26 protein-coding genes are annotated in these 22,019 nt (G+C 66.2%); 15 read left to right on the forward strand and 11 right to left on the reverse strand.

Going from position 1 to position 22,019, the window contains the following annotated elements:
* Positions 1 to 27: 27 nt before the first annotated feature.
* The gene (locus tag L8K25_RS06310; protein ID WP_242138718.1) at positions 28 to 486 is read right to left on the reverse strand and encodes a CopD family protein; all 459 of its coding nucleotides are present in this window, start codon (positions 484 to 486) and stop codon (positions 28 to 30) included.
* Complete coding sequence (gene hemE / locus L8K25_RS06315; RefSeq protein ID WP_277923534.1) at positions 486 to 1,517, reverse strand: uroporphyrinogen decarboxylase; 1,032 nt, start codon at positions 1,515 to 1,517, stop codon at positions 486 to 488. Before hemE ends, L8K25_RS06310 begins: the two co-directional genes overlap by 1 nt.
* A 336-nt stretch (positions 1,518 to 1,853) precedes the next feature.
* Between hemE and L8K25_RS06320 the strand changes: the two genes are divergently transcribed.
* The 11 genes from L8K25_RS06320 (at position 1,854) to L8K25_RS06370 (ending at position 8,755) form a co-directional block, all read left to right on the forward strand.
* Positions 1,854 to 2,681, forward strand: a complete 828-nt coding sequence (locus L8K25_RS06320; RefSeq protein WP_242138719.1) for a pyruvate, water dikinase regulatory protein — start codon at positions 1,854 to 1,856, stop codon at positions 2,679 to 2,681.
* Positions 2,678 to 3,274: a nucleoside triphosphate pyrophosphatase gene (locus L8K25_RS06325; protein ID WP_242138055.1), complete on the forward strand. Its 597-nt coding sequence runs from the start codon at positions 2,678 to 2,680 to the stop codon at positions 3,272 to 3,274. Before L8K25_RS06320 ends, L8K25_RS06325 begins: the two co-directional genes overlap by 4 nt.
* Positions 3,271 to 4,083 (forward strand): shikimate dehydrogenase, encoded by an 813-nt coding sequence (locus L8K25_RS06330; protein WP_242138056.1) that lies wholly within the window; start codon positions 3,271 to 3,273, stop codon positions 4,081 to 4,083. Before L8K25_RS06325 ends, L8K25_RS06330 begins: the two co-directional genes overlap by 4 nt.
* Positions 4,080 to 4,679, forward strand: coding sequence for a dephospho-CoA kinase (gene coaE, locus L8K25_RS06335; protein ID WP_242138057.1), 600 nt, complete (start codon positions 4,080 to 4,082; stop codon positions 4,677 to 4,679). The genes L8K25_RS06330 and coaE overlap by 4 nt, the downstream gene beginning before the upstream one ends.
* Before the next feature lie 4 nt (positions 4,680 to 4,683).
* The gene (gene dnaQ, locus L8K25_RS06340) at positions 4,684 to 5,373 is read left to right on the forward strand and encodes a DNA polymerase III subunit epsilon (protein WP_242138058.1); all 690 of its coding nucleotides are present in this window, start codon (positions 4,684 to 4,686) and stop codon (positions 5,371 to 5,373) included.
* Positions 5,374 to 5,470: 97 nt separating this feature from the next.
* A complete protein-coding gene (raiA, locus tag L8K25_RS06345; RefSeq protein ID WP_242138059.1) occupies positions 5,471 to 6,064 on the forward strand; it encodes a ribosome-associated translation inhibitor RaiA in 594 nt (197 codons plus the stop codon).
* An 84-nt stretch (positions 6,065 to 6,148) separates the two neighbouring features.
* Complete coding sequence (locus tag L8K25_RS06350; RefSeq protein ID WP_242138060.1) at positions 6,149 to 6,616, forward strand: PTS sugar transporter subunit IIA; 468 nt, start codon at positions 6,149 to 6,151, stop codon at positions 6,614 to 6,616.
* The gene (locus L8K25_RS06355) at positions 6,594 to 7,070 is read left to right on the forward strand and encodes a PaaI family thioesterase (RefSeq protein ID WP_242138061.1); all 477 of its coding nucleotides are present in this window, start codon (positions 6,594 to 6,596) and stop codon (positions 7,068 to 7,070) included. Before L8K25_RS06350 ends, L8K25_RS06355 begins: the two co-directional genes overlap by 23 nt.
* Positions 7,067 to 7,408, forward strand: a complete 342-nt coding sequence (locus tag L8K25_RS06360) for a DUF1491 family protein (protein WP_242138062.1) — start codon at positions 7,067 to 7,069, stop codon at positions 7,406 to 7,408. Before L8K25_RS06355 ends, L8K25_RS06360 begins: the two co-directional genes overlap by 4 nt.
* Positions 7,409 to 7,562: 154 nt before the next feature.
* Positions 7,563 to 8,186, forward strand: a complete 624-nt coding sequence (locus L8K25_RS06365; protein ID WP_242138063.1) for a cell wall hydrolase — start codon at positions 7,563 to 7,565, stop codon at positions 8,184 to 8,186.
* Between the two features lie 53 nt (positions 8,187 to 8,239).
* Positions 8,240 to 8,755: an MmcB family DNA repair protein gene (locus L8K25_RS06370; protein ID WP_242138064.1), complete on the forward strand. Its 516-nt coding sequence runs from the start codon at positions 8,240 to 8,242 to the stop codon at positions 8,753 to 8,755.
* A 29-nt stretch (positions 8,756 to 8,784) separates the two neighbouring features.
* On the opposite strand, the gene L8K25_RS06375 is transcribed toward L8K25_RS06370, so the two are convergent.
* Complete coding sequence (locus tag L8K25_RS06375; RefSeq protein ID WP_242138065.1) at positions 8,785 to 9,399, reverse strand: ankyrin repeat domain-containing protein; 615 nt, start codon at positions 9,397 to 9,399, stop codon at positions 8,785 to 8,787.
* Positions 9,400 to 9,478: 79 nt separating this feature from the next.
* Between L8K25_RS06375 and L8K25_RS06380 the strand changes: the two genes are divergently transcribed.
* From L8K25_RS06380 to L8K25_RS06390, 3 genes are read left to right on the forward strand one after another with little or no spacing between them, the layout of a single operon-like run.
* Entirely contained in the window at positions 9,479 to 10,072 is a 594-nt protein-coding gene (locus L8K25_RS06380) for an SCO family protein (protein ID WP_242138066.1), read from the forward strand.
* The gene (locus L8K25_RS06385; protein ID WP_242138067.1) at positions 10,069 to 10,500 is read left to right on the forward strand and encodes a YcgN family cysteine cluster protein; all 432 of its coding nucleotides are present in this window, start codon (positions 10,069 to 10,071) and stop codon (positions 10,498 to 10,500) included. Before L8K25_RS06380 ends, L8K25_RS06385 begins: the two co-directional genes overlap by 4 nt.
* On the forward strand, positions 10,497 to 11,171 hold the full coding sequence (locus tag L8K25_RS06390; protein WP_242138068.1) for a YgjP-like metallopeptidase domain-containing protein: 675 nt from the start codon (positions 10,497 to 10,499) through the stop codon (positions 11,169 to 11,171). Before L8K25_RS06385 ends, L8K25_RS06390 begins: the two co-directional genes overlap by 4 nt.
* Here L8K25_RS06390 and L8K25_RS06395 read toward each other — a convergent pair.
* The 7 genes from L8K25_RS06395 to L8K25_RS06425 form a co-directional block, all read right to left on the reverse strand.
* Complete coding sequence (locus tag L8K25_RS06395) at positions 11,147 to 13,234, reverse strand: PBP1A family penicillin-binding protein (RefSeq protein WP_242138720.1); 2,088 nt, start codon at positions 13,232 to 13,234, stop codon at positions 11,147 to 11,149. The genes L8K25_RS06390 and L8K25_RS06395 overlap by 25 nt on opposite strands.
* A 182-nt stretch (positions 13,235 to 13,416) precedes the next feature.
* Positions 13,417 to 13,839, reverse strand: a complete 423-nt coding sequence (gene msrB, locus L8K25_RS06400; protein ID WP_242138069.1) for a peptide-methionine (R)-S-oxide reductase MsrB — start codon at positions 13,837 to 13,839, stop codon at positions 13,417 to 13,419.
* Positions 13,840 to 13,843: 4 nt separating this feature from the next.
* The gene (locus L8K25_RS06405) at positions 13,844 to 14,974 is read right to left on the reverse strand and encodes an FAD-dependent monooxygenase (protein WP_242138070.1); all 1,131 of its coding nucleotides are present in this window, start codon (positions 14,972 to 14,974) and stop codon (positions 13,844 to 13,846) included.
* Entirely contained in the window at positions 14,953 to 15,639 is a 687-nt protein-coding gene (locus tag L8K25_RS06410) for a methyltransferase domain-containing protein (RefSeq protein WP_242138071.1), read from the reverse strand. Before L8K25_RS06410 ends, L8K25_RS06405 begins: the two co-directional genes overlap by 22 nt.
* Positions 15,636 to 16,709, reverse strand: coding sequence for a type III polyketide synthase (locus L8K25_RS06415; RefSeq protein ID WP_242138072.1), 1,074 nt, complete (start codon positions 16,707 to 16,709; stop codon positions 15,636 to 15,638). The genes L8K25_RS06410 and L8K25_RS06415 overlap by 4 nt, the downstream gene beginning before the upstream one ends.
* A gap of 159 nt (positions 16,710 to 16,868) precedes the next feature.
* Positions 16,869 to 18,221 (reverse strand): HAMP domain-containing sensor histidine kinase, encoded by a 1,353-nt coding sequence (locus L8K25_RS06420; protein WP_242138073.1) that lies wholly within the window; start codon positions 18,219 to 18,221, stop codon positions 16,869 to 16,871.
* Positions 18,214 to 18,891, reverse strand: a complete 678-nt coding sequence (locus L8K25_RS06425) for a response regulator transcription factor (RefSeq protein WP_242138074.1) — start codon at positions 18,889 to 18,891, stop codon at positions 18,214 to 18,216. Before L8K25_RS06425 ends, L8K25_RS06420 begins: the two co-directional genes overlap by 8 nt.
* A 306-nt stretch (positions 18,892 to 19,197) precedes the next feature.
* Here L8K25_RS06425 and L8K25_RS06430 point away from each other — a divergent pair, with 306 nt between their 5' ends.
* Entirely contained in the window at positions 19,198 to 19,905 is a 708-nt protein-coding gene (locus tag L8K25_RS06430) for a phosphatase PAP2 family protein (protein WP_242138075.1), read from the forward strand.
* Between the two features lie 58 nt (positions 19,906 to 19,963).
* On the opposite strand, the gene htpG is transcribed toward L8K25_RS06430, so the two are convergent.
* Positions 19,964 to 21,859 carry a molecular chaperone HtpG gene (htpG, locus tag L8K25_RS06435; RefSeq protein WP_242138076.1) on the reverse strand — a complete coding sequence of 632 codons (1,896 nt, stop codon included), beginning with the start codon at positions 21,857 to 21,859 and terminating at the stop codon, positions 19,964 to 19,966.
* Positions 21,860 to 22,019 lie beyond the last annotated feature (160 nt).

The raw sequence follows: 22,019 nt of genomic DNA on the forward strand, positions 1-22,019 counted from the left end.
TGGCGACGTAGCCGCGGCGCCTGTCCTTCAGAACGGCTGGACGATCGCCAGGATCACGATGAAGGTCACCAGGACCGCAGGAACCTCATTGATCATGCGGAGCTGCCGCCCGGTCAGGGTTGGTTTGCCTGCCTTGAGCTTGCGTGCATAGCCGACCGCCCAGCCATGATACCCGCTGAGGACGACCACGAGCAACAGCTTGAGATGCAACCAGCCAAGCCCCGCCTGACCCGAGAACAGGCCTGCGTTCGCCGCCAACAGCAACCCGAGGACCCAGACGACGATCATCGCCGGCGTCAGGATGATGGTGCGGATCTTCGCCTCTCGCTCGACCCACAGCGCGGCATCACCCCCCGCCCCGGCAAGCGCCTCCTGATGATAGACGAGATAGCGCGGCAGCATGAACAGTCCCGCCATCCAGAAGATCACGAAGATCACGTGCGCTGCCTTGACCCAGAGGTAGGCGTTGCCGAGCATTCCAGCCATCATGCGTTCCGAACGAAGGCCAGCAGTTGCTCGACATGCGCGATCGGCGTGTCCTGCAAGATGCCGTGGCCGAGATTGAAGACGTGGGGACGGCCCGCGAACGCCGCAAGGATCCGCGCTGCTGCCGCATCGAGGTCGGCCCCGCCGGCAATCAGCGCAAGCGGGTCGAGATTGCCCTGGACCGGCATGCCTTCAGGAAGGTTAGCCGCGGCCCATTCCGGGTTGATCGTCTCGTCGACGCCCACCGCATCGACCCCGGTTTCGCGCGCGTAGATCGGCAGTTTCTCGCCCGCCCCTTTCGGAAAGCCGATGACCGGCACCCCTGGATGCCGCGCGTGGAGCGCCGCGACGATCGCCGCGTTGGGGGCGATCACCCAGCGCTCGAATTGGGCGGGGCTGAGGCTGCCCGACCAGCTGTCGAACAATTGCACCGCCTCGACCCCTGCCTCGATCTGCTTCGACAGATAATCGACAGTGCTGCCGACGATCGCATCGATGATCGCGCCAAAGGCCTGTGGGTCGGCATAGGCGAACCGACGCGTCTCGCTCTGATCACGGCTGCCCTTGCCCGCGACCATATAGGTGGAAACCGTCCAGGGGCTCCCTGCAAAGCCGAGGAAGGTTGTCTGGGCAGGCAACCGCGTCGCGACCCGCCGCACGGTCTCATAGACCGGCTCCAGCCGTTCCGGCGCCTGTTCGAGCGCTTCAAGCGCGTGGTCGACCAGCGGCGGCGTCAGGGCGGGGCCCTCGCCGACCCCGAAGGTCAGGCCCTGCCCAAGGGCTGCCGGGACCATCAGAATGTCCGAAAACAGGATCGCGCCATCGAACCCGAACCGGCGGATCGGCTGGATCGTCACTTCCGCGGCGGCGTCACTGTCGTTGACCAGCGCCAGAAACCCCCCCTTTTCGGCGCGTAACGCGCGGTATTCGGGGAGGTACCGCCCGGCTTGGCGCATCAGCCAGATCGGCGGAACGGCTTGGCGCGCGCCTTTCAGCGTCGCGAGCAGCGGTTTGAACGGTACCTGAGACAGGGGTTCCGATGGAGTCGATGCAGGCAGGATCGCTGTCCCCTCTTCAATAAGAGTCTAGATTCTTAAAAGGTATTAGCAGTTGTTGGCCGGTGGAAGCCGGGGCTTATGCAATTGTCCCCGAATTGCCAACACTCCGTGCTGAATCGCAGAGCCGATTCCCCGAGACGATCGGCGATTCCATCCCCATGATTCACAGCCTGTGGATAAATCCGGCGGCTGTGCACGCGGTTGTGGAAAACTCGGGCGTTTTCCACCGGTCCGGGCGGCTTTGCGCGGTTGCGAAGTTACGCTAGCGGTTATCCCCATGTTATCCACAGGCCTTTCCCGGGAACACGGCTGATGCGGCTTCACCTCCACCTCCTGTCGGATTCGACCGGCGAGACGCTCGAGAACATCGCCAAGGCGGCGCTCGCGCAATATGACGACGTCGAGACGATCCGGCATTTCTGGCCGATGGTGCGGACCGAGGCGCACCTCGAGCGGATCCTCCAGGAAATTTCGCAAAATCCGGGGCTCGTGCTCTTCACGCTGGTAAACAGCGAGACGCGCAAGACGCTCGAGGCACGGTGCCGTACGCTCGGCTTGCCCGCGGTCGCGCCGCTCGATGGAGTGACCGGTGCCCTGTCGGGTTTGCTTGGACAGGCGGCCAAGGCGCGCCCGGGGCGTCAGCACGTCCTTGATGCCGCCTATTTCGCGCGTGTCGACGCAATCCAGTTCACCATCGCGCATGACGACGGCATCTTGTCCGAGGATTGGGAAGAGGCCGACATCGTGCTCGCCGGGGTTTCGCGGTCGTCCAAGACCCCAACGTCGATCTATCTCGCCAATCGCGGGTTCAAGACCGCGAACATCCCGATCGTGATCGAAAGCCCGCCGCCCCGCAGCCTGTTCACGCTCAAGAACCCGATCGTCGTCGGGCTTACCACGAGCGCTGACCGGTTGATCCAGGTTCGTCGCAATCGGTTGCTGTCGCTCAACCAGAAGACCGAGACCGCCTATGTCGATCAGGAAGCCGTGACGCGCGAGGTCGCCTTTGCGCGGCGCATGTTCGCGGACAACGGCTGGCCGGTGATCGACGTCACGCGACGGTCGATCGAGGAAACAGCAGCGGCGATCATCGCGCTCGTCGGCGAACGCGTCGGCGCGCAGCGGGGCGAAGCATGAGACTGATCCTCGCTTCGCAAAGTGCGTCACGGCGCGCGATGCTAGCCGCCGCGGGTATTCCCTTCAGCGCGGTATCGGCCGGGGTGGATGAGGATACCGCGAAAGCCGCCCTTCTTGCCGACGGCGTGGGACCGCGGGATCTCGCGGATGCGCTCGCTGAATTGAAAGCAGTCAAGGTATCGGCGGGGAACGACCAGGCGCTGGTGCTGGGGTGTGATTCGGTTGTCGCGCTGGAGGACGGATCGATGCTCGACAAACCGCGATCGCGCGATGAGGCGGCAGACCATCTGCGGCGCCTGTCGGGCAAACGGCACGATTTGATCAGCGGTGCAGTCATCGCCGAGGGCGGACAGCCGGTGTGGCGCGTGGTCGATCGCGCGCGGATGCATGTTCGCCCGTTGAGCGAGGCCTTCATCGAAACCTACCTCGATCTCGAGTGGCCCGAAATTGCGGGATGCGTCGGGTGCTATCGGATCGAGGGCCCTGGCGCGCAGCTGTTCACGCGGATCGAGGGAAGCCAGTTCACCGTCCTTGGCCTGCCGCTGCTGCAGGTACTCGACTATCTACGGGTTCGCGGAGTGATGCCGTCATGATGTATGCAGAAGTGATTGGCGACCCGATCGCCCATTCCAAATCGCCGCTGATCCACGAGTTCTGGCTCGAAGCGTTGCGTTTGGAGGGCAGCTATCGCGCGTGCCATGTGGCGCCGGAGGGCCTGAACGCCTATTTCGCCGAGCGGACGGCCAATCCCGCCTGGCGTGGGTGCAATGTCACCTTGCCGCACAAACAAACAGTGTTCGATCATATCGCCGACCCGGGTAGCGTGCGCGGGTCGATCGGCGCGGCGAACACCGTGTTTCGCGGTGAGGACGGTGCCTTTCTTTGCACCAACACCGACGCAGCGGGCTTTTACGCTCCGCTCGCCGGAATGGACCTGACCGGAGCGCCGGTCGTGGTGATCGGTGCCGGGGGCGCCGCGCGCGCCGTGCTGTTCGCGCTCGCGAAGCTCGGCGTCGGCCCGGTCACCGTCCTCAACCGCAACGTGCTGAAGGCTGCCGCCCTCCTGTCGTCTTTCGGACTGAAGGGCCAGGCGCTGCCGCTGACGGCATCGCTCCCTCCGGCGGCGCTCGTGGTCAATGCAAGCGCGCTCGGCATGGCCGGGCAGCCGCCGCTCGACCTCGATCTCGATCCGCTCCCCGAAGATGCTGTGGTCTATGACGTGGTCTATGCACCGCTCGAAACGCCGCTGCTCGCCGCGGCACGCGCGCGCGATCTCGATACGATCGACGGTCTCGACATGCTGATCGGTCAGGCTGCGCTTGCCTTCGAGCTGTTCTTTGGCGCCGCCCCGCCACGTGACGAGGAACAGGACCTGAAACTGCGCGCCCTGCTGACCGCATGATCACGATTGGCCTTACGGGGTCGATCGGCATGGGCAAGTCGACCGTCGCGGCGATGTTCGCCGATGCCGGCGTGCCGGTTTTCGACGCGGATGCAACGGTGCACCGGTTACAGGCCACAGCCGGTCCCCTGGTGACCGCCATCGAGGCGGCCTTCCCGGGATCGACCGGCCCGGGCGGCGTCGATCGCGCAAAGCTCGGGCCGATGGTCCTTGGCGACCCCGTTGCGCTCAAGCGGCTCGAGGCGATCGTCCATCCCGCCGTCGGCAGGGAACGCGCGGCGTTTCTTGCGCAAAACGCCGATGTGCCGATGGTCGTGTTCGACATTCCCTTGTTGTTCGAAACCGACGGCGAGTCGCGCGTCGATGCCGTCGTGGTCGTTTCTGCGCCCGAGTCGGTGCAACGCGCGCGCGTGCTCGCCCGTGCTGGCATGACGGCGGACAAGCTCGATGCCATCCTGCGCCGGCAGCTGCCCGATGCAGAAAAGACCGCACGTGCAGATTTCGTCGTTCCGACAGGCGGTTCGCTCGATACGACGCGTGATGCGGTGCACCGCATCATCGCTTGCCTCGCAGCGCGCAAAACCCCACTATCCTGAGTCTATGAGAGAGATCGTCTTCGACACAGAGACCACGGGGTTCAGTTTTTCCGATGGCGACCGGATGGTCGAAATCGGATGTGTCGAGATGATCAACCGGGTCGAAACCGGTCGAACCTTCCACGCCTATTTCCACCCCGAGCGCACCATGCCGCCCGAGGCGCAGCGCGTGCACGGCCTCAGCGACGCGTTCCTCGCGGACAAGCCCCTGTTCCACCACGGCGCCGAAGCGCTTCTCGAATTTCTCGAAGACAGCCCCCTCGTCGCGCACAACGCGAGCTTCGATTTCGGCTTTCTCAACGGTGAGCTGACCCGGTGCAGCCGCACGCCGATCAAAATGCACAGAATGGTCGATACCGTCGCGATGGCGCGCATACGCCACCCGGGGGCCAAGCATAGCCTCGACGCGCTGTGCAGCCGCTATGGCATCGATCGCAGTCACCGCACGCTCCACGGCGCTCTGCTGGACGCCCAGCTGCTGGCGCAAGTCTATGTCGAGCTGACCGGTGGTCGGCAGATCGGGCTTGGTCTGGTCAGCGAGGCGATCGAGGTGGCGGTGGCGTCTGCTCCGGCAGCCCCCGCCAGGCCCCGCCCGCCGCGGGTTTTTACGGTGCCGGAGGCGGATCTTGCACGGCACGCAGCGTTTATGAAGTCGGTGGTCAATCCTTTGTGGGGAGGCGAGACGGCCAACTGATTCAACCTATTGGGGGGTCGAGGCGTCCGACAGACGTCATCTACCAGCCGGAAGACCCGAAAAGCGGGATCCGGCGATACAGTATGGAGAAGTGCTCATGGATATTCGGGTTTCCGGCCACCAGGTCGAAACGGGCGACGCGCTCAGGACCCATGTCGACGAGCGGCTCCAGGGCATCGCGACCAAATATTTCGCTCGGACGATTTCGGCGCAGGTGACCTTCGGCAAGGGACCGCACGACAACCGCTTCACCTGCGACATCGTCTGCCACGTCATGCAGGGCCTGATCCTGAAGGCCAGCGGCGACGCTACCGACGCGCACGCCGCGTTCGACTCGGCATCGACCAAGATCGAAAAGCAGCTTCGCCGGTACATGCGCCGTCTCAAGGATCGCAGCGCCGTTGCGAACAGCGCGGCATCCAGTGCGGCGGCCGATCTGGCGTCGGGTGATGCCGGCTACACGCTGTTCCAGGAAAATACTGCCGAGGAAGAAGTCGAGGACTTCCCGTTGATCGTTGCCGAGACGCGCGTCGATATCCCTGATGCGACCGTTTCGGATGCAGTGATGATGCTCGATTTGCGCAACACGACTGCATTGCTGTTCCGCAATTCGGGCTCGGGTACCTATAACATGGTGTACCGCCGCGGGGACGGTACGATCGGTTGGGTGGAGCCACAGCGCGTTTCATAATGTTTCGCTCCGCTTTCGCCGATCCCTGATCGGCGCTATGGGCCCGCGCAAGCACCCGTGCCTGTCGCGGGCCCAAGGATTGCGATGACTGACTTGCACGATCTTCTGAGCGCCGACGCGGTGCTCGAACGCGAAAGCGCTGGCACGCGCAAACTGTTGTTCCAGCATCTCGCCGGCGTCGCCGCCAAGGTCTACGGGATCGATGCCGCCGCCGCGGCGGAAGCGCTGGTTGCGCGAGAGAAGCTCGGGTCGACCGGTTTCGGTCGTGGCGTCGCGACGCCGCATGGGCGGTTGGCCGGACTTCCCAGGGTTTGCGGGGTCTTCGCCCGTCTGGCCAACCCGATCGACTTTGCCGCGGTCGATGACCTTCCCGTCGATATCGTCTTCATGCTGCTGTCGCCGCCCGACGCCGGAGCCGAACATCTCAAGGCCTTGGCGCGGGTATCCCGGATGCTGCGCGATGCCAGTTTCGTCGACAAGCTGCGGGGCGCCGGATCGCGCGACGCGATGATTGCGCTCCTGATGGCGGATGAAGCGCGTGACGCCGCCTGAACCCGCCCCCTCGGGCGAAGCAGCGCATTTCCGCGCACTCGAAAACCTGTATGCGGCGGCGCCGATCAACCAGTTGTTCGATTCAGTGCTGGAAATCCCCGAAGCAGGGGTCGCACGAATTCGGTTCACGATCGCGCCACAAGTCTTTCACGCCGGCGGTGCGGCCCATGGCACGAGCTATTTCAAGATGCTCGACGATGCCGCCTTTTATGCCGCGAACAGCCTGGTGACGGATCGTTTCCTGCTGACCACCGCCTTCAACCTGTTGCTGACCAAGCCCTTGCGGGAAGGACCCGTCATTGCCGAAGGCCGATGGGTCTCCGGGCACCGACGGGTGTTCGTCGCCGAGGCTCGGCTGGTCGATGCGGCGGGTGACGAGGCAGCCCGGGGGACCGGCACGTTCATGCGGTCCCAGATGCCGCTCGCCACGCTGCCGGGATACCGTCCGACGTGAGCCATGCGCTTCCGACCGCATTGCTGGTGTCTGCCCTGCTCAAGCGCGTCAATGATGCCGGGGGCATGGGCATGGTCCGCGCTCGCGGTGAGCCCAGTTCAGGCGCCATATTACTCATTTTGAATGACAATAATGGATCCACGCACATGGTCGAGCGTGCCCTGGATCCCAGCGGCAAAACCGCGCTGATTCCGGCCGGGCCAGCCGATGCCTCGGATGGTCCGGCACGCGAGTCGTACTGGCGGCGGCGACGGTCGCGCGATCCGGATTTGTGGGTGATCGAACTGGACATCGCGTCGCCGGAACGATTCGCCGCAGAAACAATCCTCGACGGTTGACCCTTGGGTTCGACCCCTCGATAGCGAATTTATCGATTTAGGCGTTGTGCCGTACCGGGTGCGATCCGGTTAGGTTACGCAGTCGGGGGGATGTCCGGGTGAACGATCGCAAGGTCGTTTATGTCCGCGCACCAACCGCATTTTTGTAGTTTGAATGTCGTTTGCCAACCGGGTCGTCACGTGCGCGACCATGATCCTTACCGCTGCCGCCATCATCGGCGCGGGCACGCCGGGCTTCGCTCAGCAACTCGATCGGGCCATCAACGCCCCGGTCGTTGCTTCGGTTCCCGAAGCGGGTGTCGTCCAGGCAGTGGATATCAAGGAGCCGATGGCCAGCGACGAGTTGCAGGATGGCGATGACGTGGCTTTCGGCACGCTGGACGCTGCGGTCGCGGCACAGTCGGTTCCTGACGAAATGGGTGACGAGCTGCAGTGCATGGCTGGCGCGATCTACTTCGAAGCCAAGGGCGAACCGCTCAGCGGTCAGCTCGCCGTTGCCGAAGTCATCCTCAACCGTTCCAAATCCGGCCACTTCCCGAAATCGGTCTGCTCGGTCGTAACCCAGCCCGGCCAGTTTTCGTTCGTACGCGGCGGTCACGTTCCGGCAGTCCCGTCCAACCGCCAGTATCGCACCGCCGTAGCGGTCGCCCGTGTCGCCCTCGCCGACAGCTGGGACAGCCCCGCTGCCGACGCGATGTATTTCCATGCGAAGCGCGCAGCTCCGGGCTGGCATCGCCAGCAGGTCGCCGCGATCGGCAACCACGTCTTCTATCGCTGAGCATCGCGGCGCGTCGGGTTTGACGTGTTCGTGAAATGTTCTAGGATCGGCGCATGTTACGCGATGCGCCCGAAACCCCTCCGCAATCCTGTGTCGACGCGCCGGGCTCCCCGCTTTGCGCGGCAGACGTCGCGTGCGGTACGATCCGGATGTTGCTGCGGCACGATCTGGTCGCGCTGACAGAAGTTCCCCTCGACGGGAATCGCCGCGCAGACGTGATGGCCATCGACGCGCGCGGACAGATCGTCATCGTGGAGATCAAGGTGTCACGTGCCGACTTGCTCGGTGACGCCAAGTGGACCGAATATCTTGGCTGTTGCGACCGCTATTATTGGGCGGTTCCGGCTGGGTTCGATGCCAGCCCGCTCGACCGCGAGGGGTTCCTGCCCGCACGGACCGGTATCATCGTCGCCGACCGGTATGACGCCGCGATCCTGCGGGAGGCGCATACCGATCCGTTGTCAGCCGCGACCCGGAAGCGCGTTACGCTCGCGTTCGCGCGACGTGCGGCGCGGCGCATGATCGCGCTCACCGATCCCGAAGCGGACGGGTTGTCTTTCGCGGGTTGAGGCGCAGGACGGCGATCAGCGGCCCCGTCTTACAGTTTGGGCCCCGACACGGCCTTGCGGACCTTCTTGGGCGCAGCGTCGATCAATGCCGCGATCGCGGGCGTTCGCGTGTCCTGATGCGCATAGTCGCGCGCCGAGGATCCCTGGAGCAGGTCCTTCTGATCCGGATCGGCGCCGAGATCGAGCAGGCTGCGCACCATCGTCGCATCACGACGCTGCACGGCACGGATCAGCGCGGTCTCGCCGCTCGCATTGCCGAGATTGACGTTCGCACCGTGCTTGGCAAGATTTTCGATCATGTCGGTCGCACCTAGGCTCGACGCGATCAGCAGCGGGGTTTCGCCCCGGCTGTTCTTGAGGTTGGGATCGGCGCCTCGTGCCAGCAAGTAGTTCAGATAGGTCGAATCCTGGCGCCGAACGACGATATGCAGTGCGCCATCGCCATTGGTGACATCGCGCGTGTTGATCACCGTGGCACCCGGCTTGTCGAGAAATTTGGTGACCTCGTCGCCCTTGCCGTCCTTGACCGCCTGCAGAAACTTGTACCCCTCGGACTGTCCAAGCTGCGCGATCGCCGGGGTCGCGACCAGCGCGAAGGGGGCGGCGACGAGCGTGAGCGTGGTGGCGAACGAGCGAAGAGTCATCGGATAGATGTCCTGACAGAAGGCGAAACCGGCGCAATGCTTGCGCCCTGCCCCCTAACAGATCATGACGGACCGCGCCATGAACCAGATCGCCCGCGCGCTGTCCGCGTTACTGCTAGCCGCGCTTCCCATCGCCTGCAGCAGCCCCATAACGACCGACCACGCCCCGCTTGACGGGGCTCGGATCGGTGCACCGTTCCAGCTGACCGATCAGGACGGAAAGCCCCGCAGCGACCGCGATTTCGCGGGGCGGTATCGGATCATGTACTTCGGTTATACCTTCTGCCCCGACGTTTGCCCGACCGACATGCAGACGATCGGCGCTGGCTTGCGGGTGTTCGAAGCAAAGAATGCCGTGCGCGCCGCGAAGGTCGTGCCCGTCTTCGTCACGGTAGACCCCAAGCGGGATACGCCCGCCGTCCTGAAGGCGTTCGTGACGGCGTTTCATCCGCGCATGGTCGGATTGACGGGCGACCCTGCCGCCGTGCTTGCGCTCGCCAAGGCCTATGGCGTGGCGGTCCAGGCGGACAAGCCCAATGCGCAAGGTGGATATCTCGTCGCGCATGGGCGTTTTGCCTTCTTGATGGACCCGGCGGGCAAGCCCGTGGCGCTGCTGCCACAGGACCAGACCCCACAGGCGGTCGCAACCGAGCTTGAACGGTGGGTGAAATGAGCGGCAAGTTTTGGGAAGAGCCGATCGACACGCTCGACCGCGGACAATGGGAAGCGTTGTGCGACGGGTGCGGCAAATGCTGCGTCCACAAGCTGGAGGATGACGAGACGGGCGAATTGCTGCCGACCAACGTGTCCTGTCGCCTGCTCGACCGGGCGACGGCGCTGTGTTCGAACTACAAGCATCGCCATGCCTATGTCAGCGAATGCGTGCGGCTCAGCCGCGATAACGTGCGTACGATCGACTGGCTGCCCTCGACCTGCGCCTATCGGCTGCGCGCCGCGGACGAGCCGTTGCACGCGTGGCATTATCTCGTCTGCGGCGACCGCGAGGCGGTCCATCGCGCAGGGCAGTCGGTGCGCGGATGGACGATCTCCGAGGACGATGCGGGCGAGCTGGAATATCATCTGGTAGATCGCGAGCTGTGAGCGACCAGCCCGAGGTCGTCCGCAACGCGCGCGCGCGTCGCGCGCGTCTGTCGGTCGATAGCACAACCGGGCGGGTGCGGCTGGTGTTGCCACCACGCGCTTCGCTGAAGACGGCCCTGGCCTGGGCTGCCGGCAAGTCCGACTGGATCGCAGCGCAGCGCGAACGCCTGCCAAAACCCATGCCGTTCGCGCCCGGCGCCAGCTTTCCATTCGACGACGGCATGGTGACCATCGCCTGGCAGGACGGCGCGAGCCGGCGGATCGTCCGCGACGGCGGGGTACTGCGGTGTGGCGGTCGGCGCGACGGTCTGTCACGACGGGTCGAACTCTGGCTGAAGCGCGAGTCCCTTCGCGTGCTGAGCGAGGAAACAGCCGAATTTGCCGCCAGGGCGGGTGTCGTCGTCACCAAGGTGGCGGTCGGGGATCCCAGGACACGCTGGGGAAGTTGCGCCTCGAGCGGGACGATCCGGTACAGCTGGCGCCTGATCCTGATGCCGCGGTTCGTTCGGCGGTCGACGGTGGCGCACGAGGTCGCGCATCGTCTGCACATGAACCACGGGCCGCAGTTTCACAGGGTCGTCGCGCTGCTCGACGAAACCGATCCCGCGCGCTCGCATGCGTGGCTGCGCGCGAACGGCGCGGCGCTTCACTGGGTAGGGCGCGAATCCTGACGATCTGACGGCGGTGGCGCCTGTCGGTCACGCGGCGGCCGCGCCGGCGCGCCACGCGACGGATCCCGACCCAGGACATGATCCAGCCAGGCCTGGTCGAGCTTCTCGCCGTCGGCGGGACGATCGGTCGGTTGCTGCTCGTCCGTGCCGCGGTCCGGTGCCGGCCGAGGCTGACGGACGATCGGATTGCCGTCCGGGTCGACCTGTTGGCCCTCAACAGGCGCCGGAACGGTCTGACCGGGCTCCGCGGGGTTGCCGTTCTGGTCCACGAACAGTCCGTTATCCGCCTCGCCAAAATAGGATTCCTGGTCGGGCTCCAGCTGATATTCGGGCAAGGTCACCTTGGTGTCGAACTGTTCGACCGGCCGGTTGGCGACGGCGACCTTCATGAAATCGGCGAAGGCCCGCGCCGGTGCCGTCCCGCCGTGCAGCCCCGCGATCGGCTTCGCATCGTCGCGGCCCATCCATACGCCCGTCGTCAGTCCGCTCGAGAAGCCCAGGAACCACCCGTCCTTGTTCGACGTCGTCGTTCCGGTCTTGCCTGCGACCGGACGGCCGATCTGCGCCGCGCGACCCGTCCCGGTGTTGACCGTGGTCTGCAGCAGGTCGGTCATCTGCGCGGCCACATACGGGGCGACCAGGACATGGCTGGTATCGACCGATTGGGCATAGATGGTCTCGCCCGAGGTGGTTACCTTGGTGATGCCGTAAGGGGTCACGGCGACGCCCTTGTTGCCGACGCTCGCAAATGCGCGCGTCATGTCGATCAGCCGTACGTCCGACGTCCCGAGAACCATCGACGGATGGGTGTTGACCTTGGTGGTGATGCCGAAGCGGCGTGCCATGTCGGCGACGGTGGCGAACCCGACCTCCTGCCCAAGCTTGGCGGCAATCGTGTTGAGGGAATAGGCAAAGGCCGTGCGCAGCGACACCGCACCGGAGTTATGGCGGCTGTCGTTCCGGGGGCTCCAGCCGTCGATCGTGATCGGCTCGTCCACGATCGAATCCTCGGGCTTGTGGCCTGCTTCGAGCGCGGCGAGATACACGAACAGCTTGAACGCCGACCCGGGCTGGCGTTGTGCCTGGGTCGCGCGGTTGTAGATCGACGAGACATAGTCGGTGCCCCCGACCATGGCGCGGACCGCCCCGTCACGATCGATCGCGACCAGTGCGCCTTGCGCCCCGGGCGGGGCGTTGGAGCGGATCGCGGTGTCGGCCGCGCGCTGCATGTTGAGGTCGAGCGTGGTCCACACTTCGAGCGGACGCTGCGTTTCGTCGATCAGCACTTCGAGCTGCGGGAGCGCCCAGTCGGTGAAGTAGCGGACGCTGTTCTGCTTGGGTTCGGGTGCGAGCTTGACGTCCTTCGGATTCGCTTCCGCTGCCTGCTCCGCCGTGATCGCGCCGGTTTCCTGCATCAATCGGATCACCACGCCGGCCCGACCCACCGCGGCCTCCGCGTCGGCGGTGGGCGAATAGACCGACGGGGCCTTGACCAGGCCCGCGATGATCGCGGCTTCGGACAGGCTCAGATGGTCCGCGCCGTGGCCGAAGAACCGGCGCGAGGCTGCATCGATGCCGTAGGCCCCGCCGCCGAAATACACCTTGTTGAGATAGAGTTCGAGGATCTGGTCCTTGGTGAACTTGCGTTCGAGCGCGAGGGCCAGGATCGCTTCGCGGCCCTTACGACCGAACGTATATTTGTTCGACAGGAAGATCGTCCGCGCGACCTGCTGCGTGATCGTGGACGCACCCTGCAGGCGACGACCCTTGCCGCGATTGTCGATCGCCAGGCGGACCGAGCGTGCCATACCGATCGGGTCGACGCCGAAGTGCGACCGGTAACGGCGATCCTCGACCGACACCATCGCCTCGCGCATCACCATCGGGATCTTGTCGTAGGACAGCCATTCGCCATAGCTCGGCCCGAGCGACACGATCACCGTGCCGTCGGCGGCATGGACGCGGATCATCTGGCCATTGGGAGACGATTTCAGCTCGTCATAGCTCGGCAACTGGCCTTCCGAGACATAGACCGTGATGGCCAGGACCGCGAAGGCCAACATCACCAATCCCGCCACCAGCTGCAGTGCAAGCACCAGCCGACGCCGCCACAGGGGCGCGCGCACGGAGCGGGGGGAAGAAGCGGGAGAGCGGGCCATGCGCGGTTGTCAGCGTTAGGGCTTGCCGGACGATCCGACAAGCCATGCCTTGGCAATCCCTGCCGCGGCGACGCTTGCCGAATCGATCAGCCGCGCGCCTCTTCGCCGTTGGCAGCGCCGCGCGCCCTGAACTCGAGACTCAGCGAATTCATGCAGTAGCGCAGGCCGGTCGGTGGCGGACCATCGGGGAACACATGGCCGAGATGACCATCACACCGGGCACAGCGCGCTTCGGTCCGCGTCATGCCGTGGCTCGTGTCGCTGTGGTCGGTAACATTCTCGGGATCGATCGGCTGGGTGAAGCTTGGCCAGCCCGAGCCCGAGTCGTATTTGTCGGCCGAGTCGAACAGCGGCAGCGCGCAACCGCCGCAGCGATACACGCCATCGGCTTTGTTGTTGTTATACCGGCCGGAAAACGCCCGTTCCGTTCCGGCTTCGCGCAGCACGTGATAGGCTTCGGGGCTCAATTTCTTGCGCCACTCGGTTTCGGACAGGGTGATATGCTCCATGGACTCAGTTTTCCTGTTGGCGTGCGGCGTGGTCAAGCGGCGAATGGCCGATACGAGTGGCGCGTGCGATGATATCAATCAGTCCGGGGACGTGGCCGACCAGCGGAAGCAAGGCTTTGCCGAGCCACGGCCGTTCGGCCGCGTCGCGCACCAGTCCCGCCAGCCGGATCGGCCGGGCAGTGGCAGCAGCGAAATCACGCTGGAAGCGCGGTGCCGCCGCCGCACCTCTTGCGATATAGGCATGGCCTGCCCGGATGCCACTGGCGATCGCGATTCCCATCCCCTCCCCAGCCAGCGATGGAATGACGCCCGCCTGATCACCGAGGCGAAACACCGCGTCGGTCGTCTGCAACGCGCGCCAGCCATAGGGCACGTTGGCGATCGCATCGATCGGCTCCCCCCCGGTTCGATAGGCTAGCCGGTCGCCAAGCGCAGGATGGTCCCGACCCAGCGTGTCGAGCAAAGCAGCGGGTGAGCCCGCGGCCAGCATCTTCGAGCGGTGGACCGCCATGCACAGGTTGGCGCTTCCGTCTTCCTGCAGCACGATGCCGACATAGCCGCGGTCGAACAGATGGAGTTCGATCGCGTCGCCGATCAGGCGGGTGAGACCGGGTGCAGCGGCAAGGCGGACGCGCAGACCTAGCACAGGGTCCTCCCCGCGGGCTTCGGCTGGTCGCGCCGCGCCGCGGACATCGTGCTTCCCGCTTGCCAGGAACAGCGTGTCGCCGGCCAGTTCCGCACCATCGTCGATCAGCGCGGTGCTGCCGACGAGGCTGCGGACCGTCACGCCGCGCTCGACGGCCGCGCCCATGGCGATGGCTTGCTGCATGAGGACGGTATCCAGAAGCCGCCGGGAAACGCCGTGCGCAGGGCGGGGCAAGGGCGTGTCGATGCGCCGGTGGCCCAGGAAGATGCGGTTCCGAACGACCCTTGCCGGGCCCAGGGCGCCGGGCGCGATCCCGATCCGGGCAAGCGATTCGAGCGTGCGCCAGCTGAGGAAGCCGCCGCAGATCGCGTCTCCGGTCTCCCGACTACGCTCGACGAGCAGATGTGGTGCGCCCGCACGCGCAAGCACGATCGCGGCGCTGGCGCCCGCGGGGCCGCCGCCGACGATCAGCGCAGCTGTTCGACGCATAACCGGTACGGAAAAACGCAATAGACGCGCGCGGCAACACCGGCCTCGGCAAGGATCGGGGGCCATTCACCGGGGCGGTAGGAGCGTGCGACCGACAAGGTGCCGTCATGGCGGACGATCGGATGCCAGCGCGCCAGCGTCGCCAGAATCGGAAAGCCGACATGCGCGACGCCGTGACGGTGCAGATCGTTGATCAACCAGCCTCGCGCGCTTTCCCGGTCCATGAACCGCAGGAAGGCGATCAACTGGGCATGGGTCATGTGGTGCGCGACGAGGCTGCTGACCACGAAGTCCCAACCGGCCCCCGCGTGGTCCGCATAATCGCCGGTGACGTAGCGGATCGGCAGTTCGCCCGGGGTGTGCCCGGTTGCCGCAAGCGCGCTGCGCGGGTTGAGGTCCACCCCGACGAGGTCCGCCACCAAGCCACGCCGTTCAGCCCACCGCGCGATCCGGCGAAGCATGTCGCCATCGCCAAACCCTACGTCGAGCAGCTTGAACCGGGACATGCCGGCGGTCGCGCGCGCGAGGAAATCGAGCGTCGGGCGGGGTGCCATCGTCACGACGTTGACCTTGGCGAGATCCCCCACGACCGCGGCATAGATTTCGGCCGACAGATCGTCCGCGTCCATCAACTCTTCGGCGATGGCGCGTTGTCGGAGCGTCATCGGGCGCTCCGGAAACCGAAGCCTTCGGCTGCAAGGCCGGGCCCGAAGGCGAGCGCAACACCATTTTCGATCCGCGGACCTGCGAGCAACCGCGCCAGCACGAACATCAGCGTCGCCGACGACATGTTGCCGACATCGGCCAAGACGCCCCGCGACGTGGCCAGCGCGTCATGCGGCAGGTGCAGGGCGGTTTCGACCGCGTCGAGGATCGACCGCCCACCGGCATGGACGGCCCAGCCGTCGATGTCCTGCGGGTCGCGCCCTCCCGTCGCCGCAGCGGCAAAGACCGGATCCGCAAGTCCGGCCGCGATCCGGCCCGGAACTTCGCCCGAAAGGTGCATCGCGAAACCCTGGTCGGTGATGTCCCAGCGAATCAGTTCGGCGGAATCCGGCAAGGTGGTCGCAAACGGCGCGTCCAGCGCAAAGCCTAGCGGGTCAGCGCAGACGAGTGCGGCGGCGGCGCCATCGCCGAACTGCAGCATCGCCAGCAAAGGCTCCAGCGCCGGCGTATCCTGCAGATGAAGGGTCGACAGTTCCACACATACGACCAGAACCCGCGCGGCGGGATCGGACCGGACGATATGCCGGGCACTGCGCAGCGCCGCGACCGCCGCATAACAGCCCATGAACCCCACCAGCAGCCGCTCGACCGTCGGGGCCAGCCCGAGCCGTGCGGCAATGATCTGATCGATGCCGGGCGCGACGAACCCCGTGCAGCTCGCCACGACCAGATGCGAGATGTGGTCGAGGGCCACCTTTTCCCCGAGCGCCGAGATCGCCGCGAGCGAGAGTGCGGGCGCGGCTTCGGCATAGAGCTTCATGCGTTCCGCGGTTCCCGGCAGGACCGCGCGCGCATAGAATCCCCCCGCATCGACCGGTGATCCGCCGTCGTCACCGACCGGGAGGATCGACCAGCGATGGTTGATCGCGGCGCGCGACGCCATGCGATCGAACACCCTCGTGCTGCGGGGATCGGGCAGGCGCGCGCGCGCCCACGCGATGAAAGCGGCGTGGATGTCGTGTCCCGGGACGGCGGTGCCGATCCCGGTGATGTGAGCGGTGGTAAGCAATGCACGCTTTCAATCGGCGGAGAGTGGGGTTCCCGACCGCTGAGACAACGCTAGCCCGCGCGTTCGGATCCGGGAAGCCCCGAACGGATGCCCCAAGCCGCGACGTGCGGGCCGTTCCCGGCCACCACGGGCGCGGAAAACCGCGACCGGGGGTACGGGTTACAGTTTCCCAACCTGCGCGTACCCGCCGCCGCTGTGCGATCGCGGCAACGCCAAAGTCACGCCCAGACCGACCGTTCCCCGGGCGATCGCGATGGTTCCCCCATGCGCCGCGGTGATCGCCGCCACGAGGCTCAACCCCAGGCCGTTGCCCGCCTTGGTCCGGCTGGCCTCGGTTCGTGCGAAGCGCTGGAGGATACGCTCGTGGTCCGCCGCCGGGACACCGGGCCCATCGTCGACCACGGTCACCTGCGCGACGGTGCCGATGCCGGCGAGGATCAGCCGCGCGGCGGTGCCTTGGCCGGTGTGGACCCGAACATTGTCGAGCAGGTTGCCGATCGCCTGCGCCAGGAGTTCGCGATGCCCAAGCACGCAGATCCCCGGCTCGATCGACCAGCTCAGCGCATGATCGCTGTCCGCCATCGCGGGAGCGTAGCTTTCGGCCACGTCGGTCGCGAGCAGGGACAGGTCGACGGGCGCGAAACTCTGCACCAGCGCCCCCCCTTCCACTTCCGAGATGCGCAGAATGGCGGTGAACAACGCCAGCAGGGCGTCGCCCTGCTCGATCGCCTTCTCGGCGGCACCCTCGACGGTCCCGACCTGTTCGAGCCGGTTGCGCAACCGCAGCAGCGGCGTGCGCAGATCATGCGCCACGTCGCTCGACACCTGGCGGAGGTTCTCCATGAGATGCGCGATCCGGTCGAGCATGGTGTTGAGCGCGTGCCCGACCTGGTCGAATTCGTCATCCGCGGCGCCGATCGGCACCCGCTGCGCGAGATCGCCTGCCACCACCGCGCGCGCGGTCCGGCTGATCGCGCCCAATCGGCGACGAAGGTAGCTGCCGAGCAGCAGGGCGCCGCACAGCCCGACCAATAGCACGGCCACGAACGCGACGCTGAACAGTTCGAGGATCGTGGCGTCGATCACTTCGATCGTCTCGGAATCGGCCGCGACCACGATACGGCTGCCATCGTCCCGCGCGACCGCCAGGGCATGGGCGGAGTCCTCCCCCTCGGCGGGATCCCGAAAGACGATCGTGCTCCAGCCGAGCGGCGGGCGTGACGTCACCATCGATCCGGCGATGCGGCGTCCCGCCCGGTCGAACACCGCGAACCCGAGCGCCTCGGTCGACGCGCTGGCTTCGCGCTCGCTGACTTCGCGGCGAAGCGCGGCAAGATCGGGCTGGCTCTTCAGCGCAACGATCGCTTCCTGGATGGCGGAATCGCGTTGCGTGCGAAATGCCGAGTCCGCCGCCAAATAGACGGCACCGCCGAGCAGCAGGATCGCCAGCGCGAAGGCGGCGGAACAGGTGAAGGCGATCCGGTAAGCCGCGCTGGCGCGCACGCTAGCCATGGCTTCGGATCCGATAGCCGGCCCCGCGGATGGTTTCGATCGGATCGTCCTCGAAGCCTTCGCGCAATTTGGTGCGAAGCCGGCTCAAATGGCTTTCGACGATGTTGGTCTGGGGATCGAAATGGAAGCCCCACACCAGCTCGAGGAACATCGTGCGCGTGACGACCGTGTCGACATGCCGCATCAATTGCTCGAGCAAGGCGAACTCGCGCGGTTGCAGATGCACCACGCGCCCGGCGCGCGTCACGTCGCGCCGCAACAGGTCGATGACGATGTCGCCTACCTCCAGCCGGGTCGGTACCGCGTCGCCCGGGGCGCGCCGCGCCAGCGCGTTGAGCCGCGCGGCAAGCTCGGCCAGCGCGAACGGCTTGACCAGATAATCGTCCGCACCGGCGTCCAGCCCCTCGACCCGATCCGCGATCCCGCCCTTTGCGGTGAGCACCAGCACCGGAGCCCTGCCCCCCGCCGCGCGGATCCGCCGCAGCACTTCCAGTCCTTCGACCTCGGGCAGCATCCGGTCGAGCACGATCGCGTCGAAAGGATCCTCGGTCGCGCGCCGTGCGGCCGCCGAACCATCGCCGACGCACGTCACGACATGTCCGAGCCCCGCGAGCCCTTGCGCGATGAAGTCCGCAACCTCCTGGTCGTCTTCGGCAAGCAGGATACGCATAGGCCGTCTTCAGTCTTTCGCAGTTGATGCCGCGCGCCGGAATCGTGTCACCGATAGCGCCGCGCTGGCCCGAAACGAAGCCCTTGTGGCGATGCCCCGAAACGGGCGCCGCCCCGCGGCTGCGAGCGCCGGTAGCGGGTCTGGGTGCCGGATACAGCGCCGACGGCGATTACAAAGTGCCAACCTTGTGGTGCGGGCGGTCCCGGCGCGCCTGCGCGACGGAGACCAACCGTGGCTTCGTCCGTTGCGTCAGCTTGGACGCGACCCGTACCGGGTTGGCGGTGCCCCGGAAACGAGCGTGTGATCATGGTAATGCTGCGAGCCCTGCAATCCCTGCAACGACGCCCCGACCGGGCGCTGTTGCTTGCCTTCGGGATCGCGGCGGCCTTGCTCCTGCTCGTCCTGCACCTCGCCTCCGAAGTCGGGGCCGGCGACACCAACGCCTTCGACGCCATGATCCTGCGCGCGATCCGGAACGCGGCGGATCGCCCGGGGGCGGGTTTCCACGCGCTGTACAAGGCGATGCTCGACTTTACTGCGCTTGGCGACGTGACCACGCTGACGCTCGTCGTGGCACTGGTCGCCGGGGCCTTGCTGATCGCACGCAAGGCCGCGATGGCCGGGTTCCTGATCGCCGCGTCGCTGCTTGGCACCTTTGCGGTGGAGACCCTCAAATCGGTGTTCGACCGGCCGAGGCCGAACGTCGTCGCGCATTGGGCGACCTTCTCGAACACCAGCTTCCCGAGCGGTCATGCCGCCGACTCGGCGATCGTCTATCTCACGCTCGCGGCGCTGGTCGCGCGCAGCGTCGAATCGTCGGGGTTGCGGGTGTACGTCCTGCTGGCGGCGATGGCGCTGACGCTGCTGATCGGCCTGTCGCGGCTGTATCTGGGCGTGCACTGGCCGACGGACGTTCTGGCGGGCTGGATCCTCGGGGCGAGCTGGGCCTTTCTGGCGGCCACGATCGCCTGGTGGCTCCAGGCGCGCAACACGCTCGAGCAACCGGGCGACTGACCGCGCCCGACGGGCCGGGCGCTCGCGGACCTGCGCCGCAAGAGCCCGGCCGGGCCGTTCACCCCAGCGCGCGGGTGAGGACGCGCGCGAGGCGGGCGGCGAAGGCGCGCGGGTCGAGCGGTTGCTCGCCGTCGGCGATCTGCGCCTCGTCGAACAGCAGATGCGCCGCATCCTCTCGTAGCGTCGTATCGCCTTCGCCGAGTGCGGCGAGCTTGACGATCAGCGCATGCTGCGGATTGACTTCGAGCACCGGCTTGGCCTTGGGCGGTGCCTGCCCCGCACTCGCCAGCATCCGTTCGAGCTGGCGATCCATGCCGCTTTCGGTCGCCACCAGGCACACCGCGCTTTCGGTCAGGCGATCCGACGCCCGTACGTCCGAAACCGAGTCGGCCAGCGTCGTCTTCACGAAGGCGAGGAAGTCGGACACCGCACCGCTCGCCTCGGCGGACGGCGGCGTGGTGCCCTCCAGCAGCGGGATCAGCGCGAGATCGGCACTGCCTTGCGTGACCGACCGGAACGGCTTGCCCTGATAGTCGATTCCCGCCGTCACCCAGAAATTGTCGATCGGGTCGGACAGCAGCAGCACTTCGACGCCGCGAGCGCGGAAGCCCTCGAGCTGGGGCGCGGTGGCGATCCGGTCGAGATCGGTCCCGGTCACATAATAGATCGCGGTCTGGTTCTCCTTCAGCCCCGCCGCATAGTCCGCAAGCGAGCGCCAGCCGCCGTCCGACGTGGTCGTGTGGAAGCGCGCGAGGTCGAGCAGCGCTTCGCGGCGTTCGAAATCCTCGTACAGCCCTTCCTTCAGGACCGGCCCGAACGTGTCCCAGATGCCGAGATAGGCCTCGGGCTCGGCGGTCGCGCGCTTTTCGAGCTCGGACAGGATCTTCGCGGTGACACCCTTCTTGATCGCGGCGAGCACCGGGCTTTGCTGGATCATCTCGCGCGACATGTTGAGTGGCACGTCGGACGAGTCGACCAGCCCGCGCACGAAGCGCAGATAGCGCGGCAGCACCTCCGCCTCGTCGGTGATGAAGACGCGGTTGACGTACAGCTTGATCCGCCCGGCGCGATCGGGATCGAACAGGTCGAACGGCTTGGTCGACGGCACGAACGCCAGCACCGAATATTCGTGGCGCCCTTCCGCCCGGTAATGCAGCGTCAGCGCGGGATCGTCGAACTGGCCCGACACGCTGCGATAGAAATCGGTGTAATCGGCCTCGGTGATCGCCGACTTGGGCTTGGTCCAGAGCGCCGCGCCATCGGCGATCTCGACCGGCTCGGCATCGGGCTTCTCGCGCAGGAAGATCGGCACGGGGACATGCCCCGACTGCGCCTTGATCGTCCGTTCGACCGTGAAACGCTGCGCATAGTCCTGTGCGTCGTCGAGCAGGTGGAGCACGACGCGCGTCCCTCGCGACGGCGCTTCGGACGGCGCAATCGGTGCGATCGTGTAGCTGCCCAGCCCGTCCGACGACCAGATCGATGCATCGTCCGCCCCGGCACGGCGTGACACCACGTCCACCGTCCTTGCGACCATGAACGCCGCGTAGAAGCCGACGCCGAACTGGCCGATCAGCTGCGGGTCGTCGCTGCCTTGCGCGTCGGCGAGCTTGTCCATGAAGCTCTTGGTGCCCGAGCGCGCGATCGTGCCGAGCGCATCGGTCATTTCAGCGGCGCTCATGCCGATGCCATTGTCCTCGATCGTCAGGCGGTGCGCATCGGGATCGAGCGTCACGGTGATCCGCGGGCTGGCATCGTCGCCGAGCAGCGCGGGGTCGGCGATCCCTTCGTAGCGCAGCTTCTCGCACGCGTCCGCCGCGTTCGAAACGAGTTCGCGCAGGAACACGCTTTTGTCGGAATAGACCGAATGCACCATCATGTGCAGCAGCTTGGCGACGTCGGCCTCGAAGGCGTGGGTCTGGGGAGTGGTTTCCGGAGCGGTGGTGGTCGTCATGATGTGGTCGCAGCCCCTATGCGGTGGTGATGCGCCGGAGTTGGGTTGGCAGGGCGATGGGGTCAAGGGTTTGCAGGGGTCGCACGTGCGCACCCTGCCGGAGCGGGCGCGGAAGGTTAGGCGAAAGTTAGGCGAAATCGATGTCGCGCCCCGACCGCTT

It is taken from the genome of Sphingomonas sp. TREG-RG-20F-R18-01, from assembly GCF_022662475.1.
Taxonomy (GTDB): Bacteria; Pseudomonadota; Alphaproteobacteria; order Sphingomonadales; family Sphingomonadaceae; genus Sphingomonas.

Bases quoted from the DNA above. Each gene is read 5' to 3' on its own strand.
- L8K25_RS06310 (WP_242138718.1), bottom strand. From the start codon at position 486: ATGGCTGGAATGCTCGGCAACGCCTACCTCTGGGTCAAGGCAGCGCAC.
- L8K25_RS06325 (WP_242138055.1), top strand. From the start codon at position 2,678: ATGAGACTGATCCTCGCTTCGCAAAGTGCGTCACGGCGCGCGATGCTA.
- L8K25_RS06330 (WP_242138056.1), top strand. From the start codon at position 3,271: ATGATGTATGCAGAAGTGATTGGCGACCCGATCGCCCATTCCAAATCG.
- coaE (WP_242138057.1), top strand. From the start codon at position 4,080: ATGATCACGATTGGCCTTACGGGGTCGATCGGCATGGGCAAGTCGACC.
- dnaQ (WP_242138058.1), top strand. From the start codon at position 4,684: ATGAGAGAGATCGTCTTCGACACAGAGACCACGGGGTTCAGTTTTTCC.
- raiA (WP_242138059.1), top strand. From the start codon at position 5,471: ATGGATATTCGGGTTTCCGGCCACCAGGTCGAAACGGGCGACGCGCTC.
- L8K25_RS06350 (WP_242138060.1), top strand. From the start codon at position 6,149: ATGACTGACTTGCACGATCTTCTGAGCGCCGACGCGGTGCTCGAACGC.
- L8K25_RS06355 (WP_242138061.1), top strand. From the start codon at position 6,594: ATGAAGCGCGTGACGCCGCCTGAACCCGCCCCCTCGGGCGAAGCAGCG.
- L8K25_RS06365 (WP_242138063.1), top strand. From the start codon at position 7,563: ATGTCGTTTGCCAACCGGGTCGTCACGTGCGCGACCATGATCCTTACC.
- L8K25_RS06370 (WP_242138064.1), top strand. From the start codon at position 8,240: ATGTTACGCGATGCGCCCGAAACCCCTCCGCAATCCTGTGTCGACGCG.
- L8K25_RS06375 (WP_242138065.1), bottom strand. From the start codon at position 9,399: ATGACTCTTCGCTCGTTCGCCACCACGCTCACGCTCGTCGCCGCCCCC.
- L8K25_RS06380 (WP_242138066.1), top strand. From the start codon at position 9,479: ATGAACCAGATCGCCCGCGCGCTGTCCGCGTTACTGCTAGCCGCGCTT.
- L8K25_RS06385 (WP_242138067.1), top strand. From the start codon at position 10,069: ATGAGCGGCAAGTTTTGGGAAGAGCCGATCGACACGCTCGACCGCGGA.
- L8K25_RS06395 (WP_242138720.1), bottom strand. From the start codon at position 13,234: ATGTTGGCCTTCGCGGTCCTGGCCATCACGGTCTATGTCTCGGAAGGC.
- msrB (WP_242138069.1), bottom strand. From the start codon at position 13,839: ATGGAGCATATCACCCTGTCCGAAACCGAGTGGCGCAAGAAATTGAGC.
- L8K25_RS06405 (WP_242138070.1), bottom strand. From the start codon at position 14,974: ATGCGTCGAACAGCTGCGCTGATCGTCGGCGGCGGCCCCGCGGGCGCC.
- L8K25_RS06410 (WP_242138071.1), bottom strand. From the start codon at position 15,639: ATGACGCTCCGACAACGCGCCATCGCCGAAGAGTTGATGGACGCGGAC.
- L8K25_RS06420 (WP_242138073.1), bottom strand. From the start codon at position 18,221: ATGGCTAGCGTGCGCGCCAGCGCGGCTTACCGGATCGCCTTCACCTGT.
- L8K25_RS06425 (WP_242138074.1), bottom strand. From the start codon at position 18,891: ATGCGTATCCTGCTTGCCGAAGACGACCAGGAGGTTGCGGACTTCATC.
- L8K25_RS06430 (WP_242138075.1), top strand. From the start codon at position 19,198: ATGGTAATGCTGCGAGCCCTGCAATCCCTGCAACGACGCCCCGACCGG.
- htpG (WP_242138076.1), bottom strand. From the start codon at position 21,859: ATGACGACCACCACCGCTCCGGAAACCACTCCCCAGACCCACGCCTTC.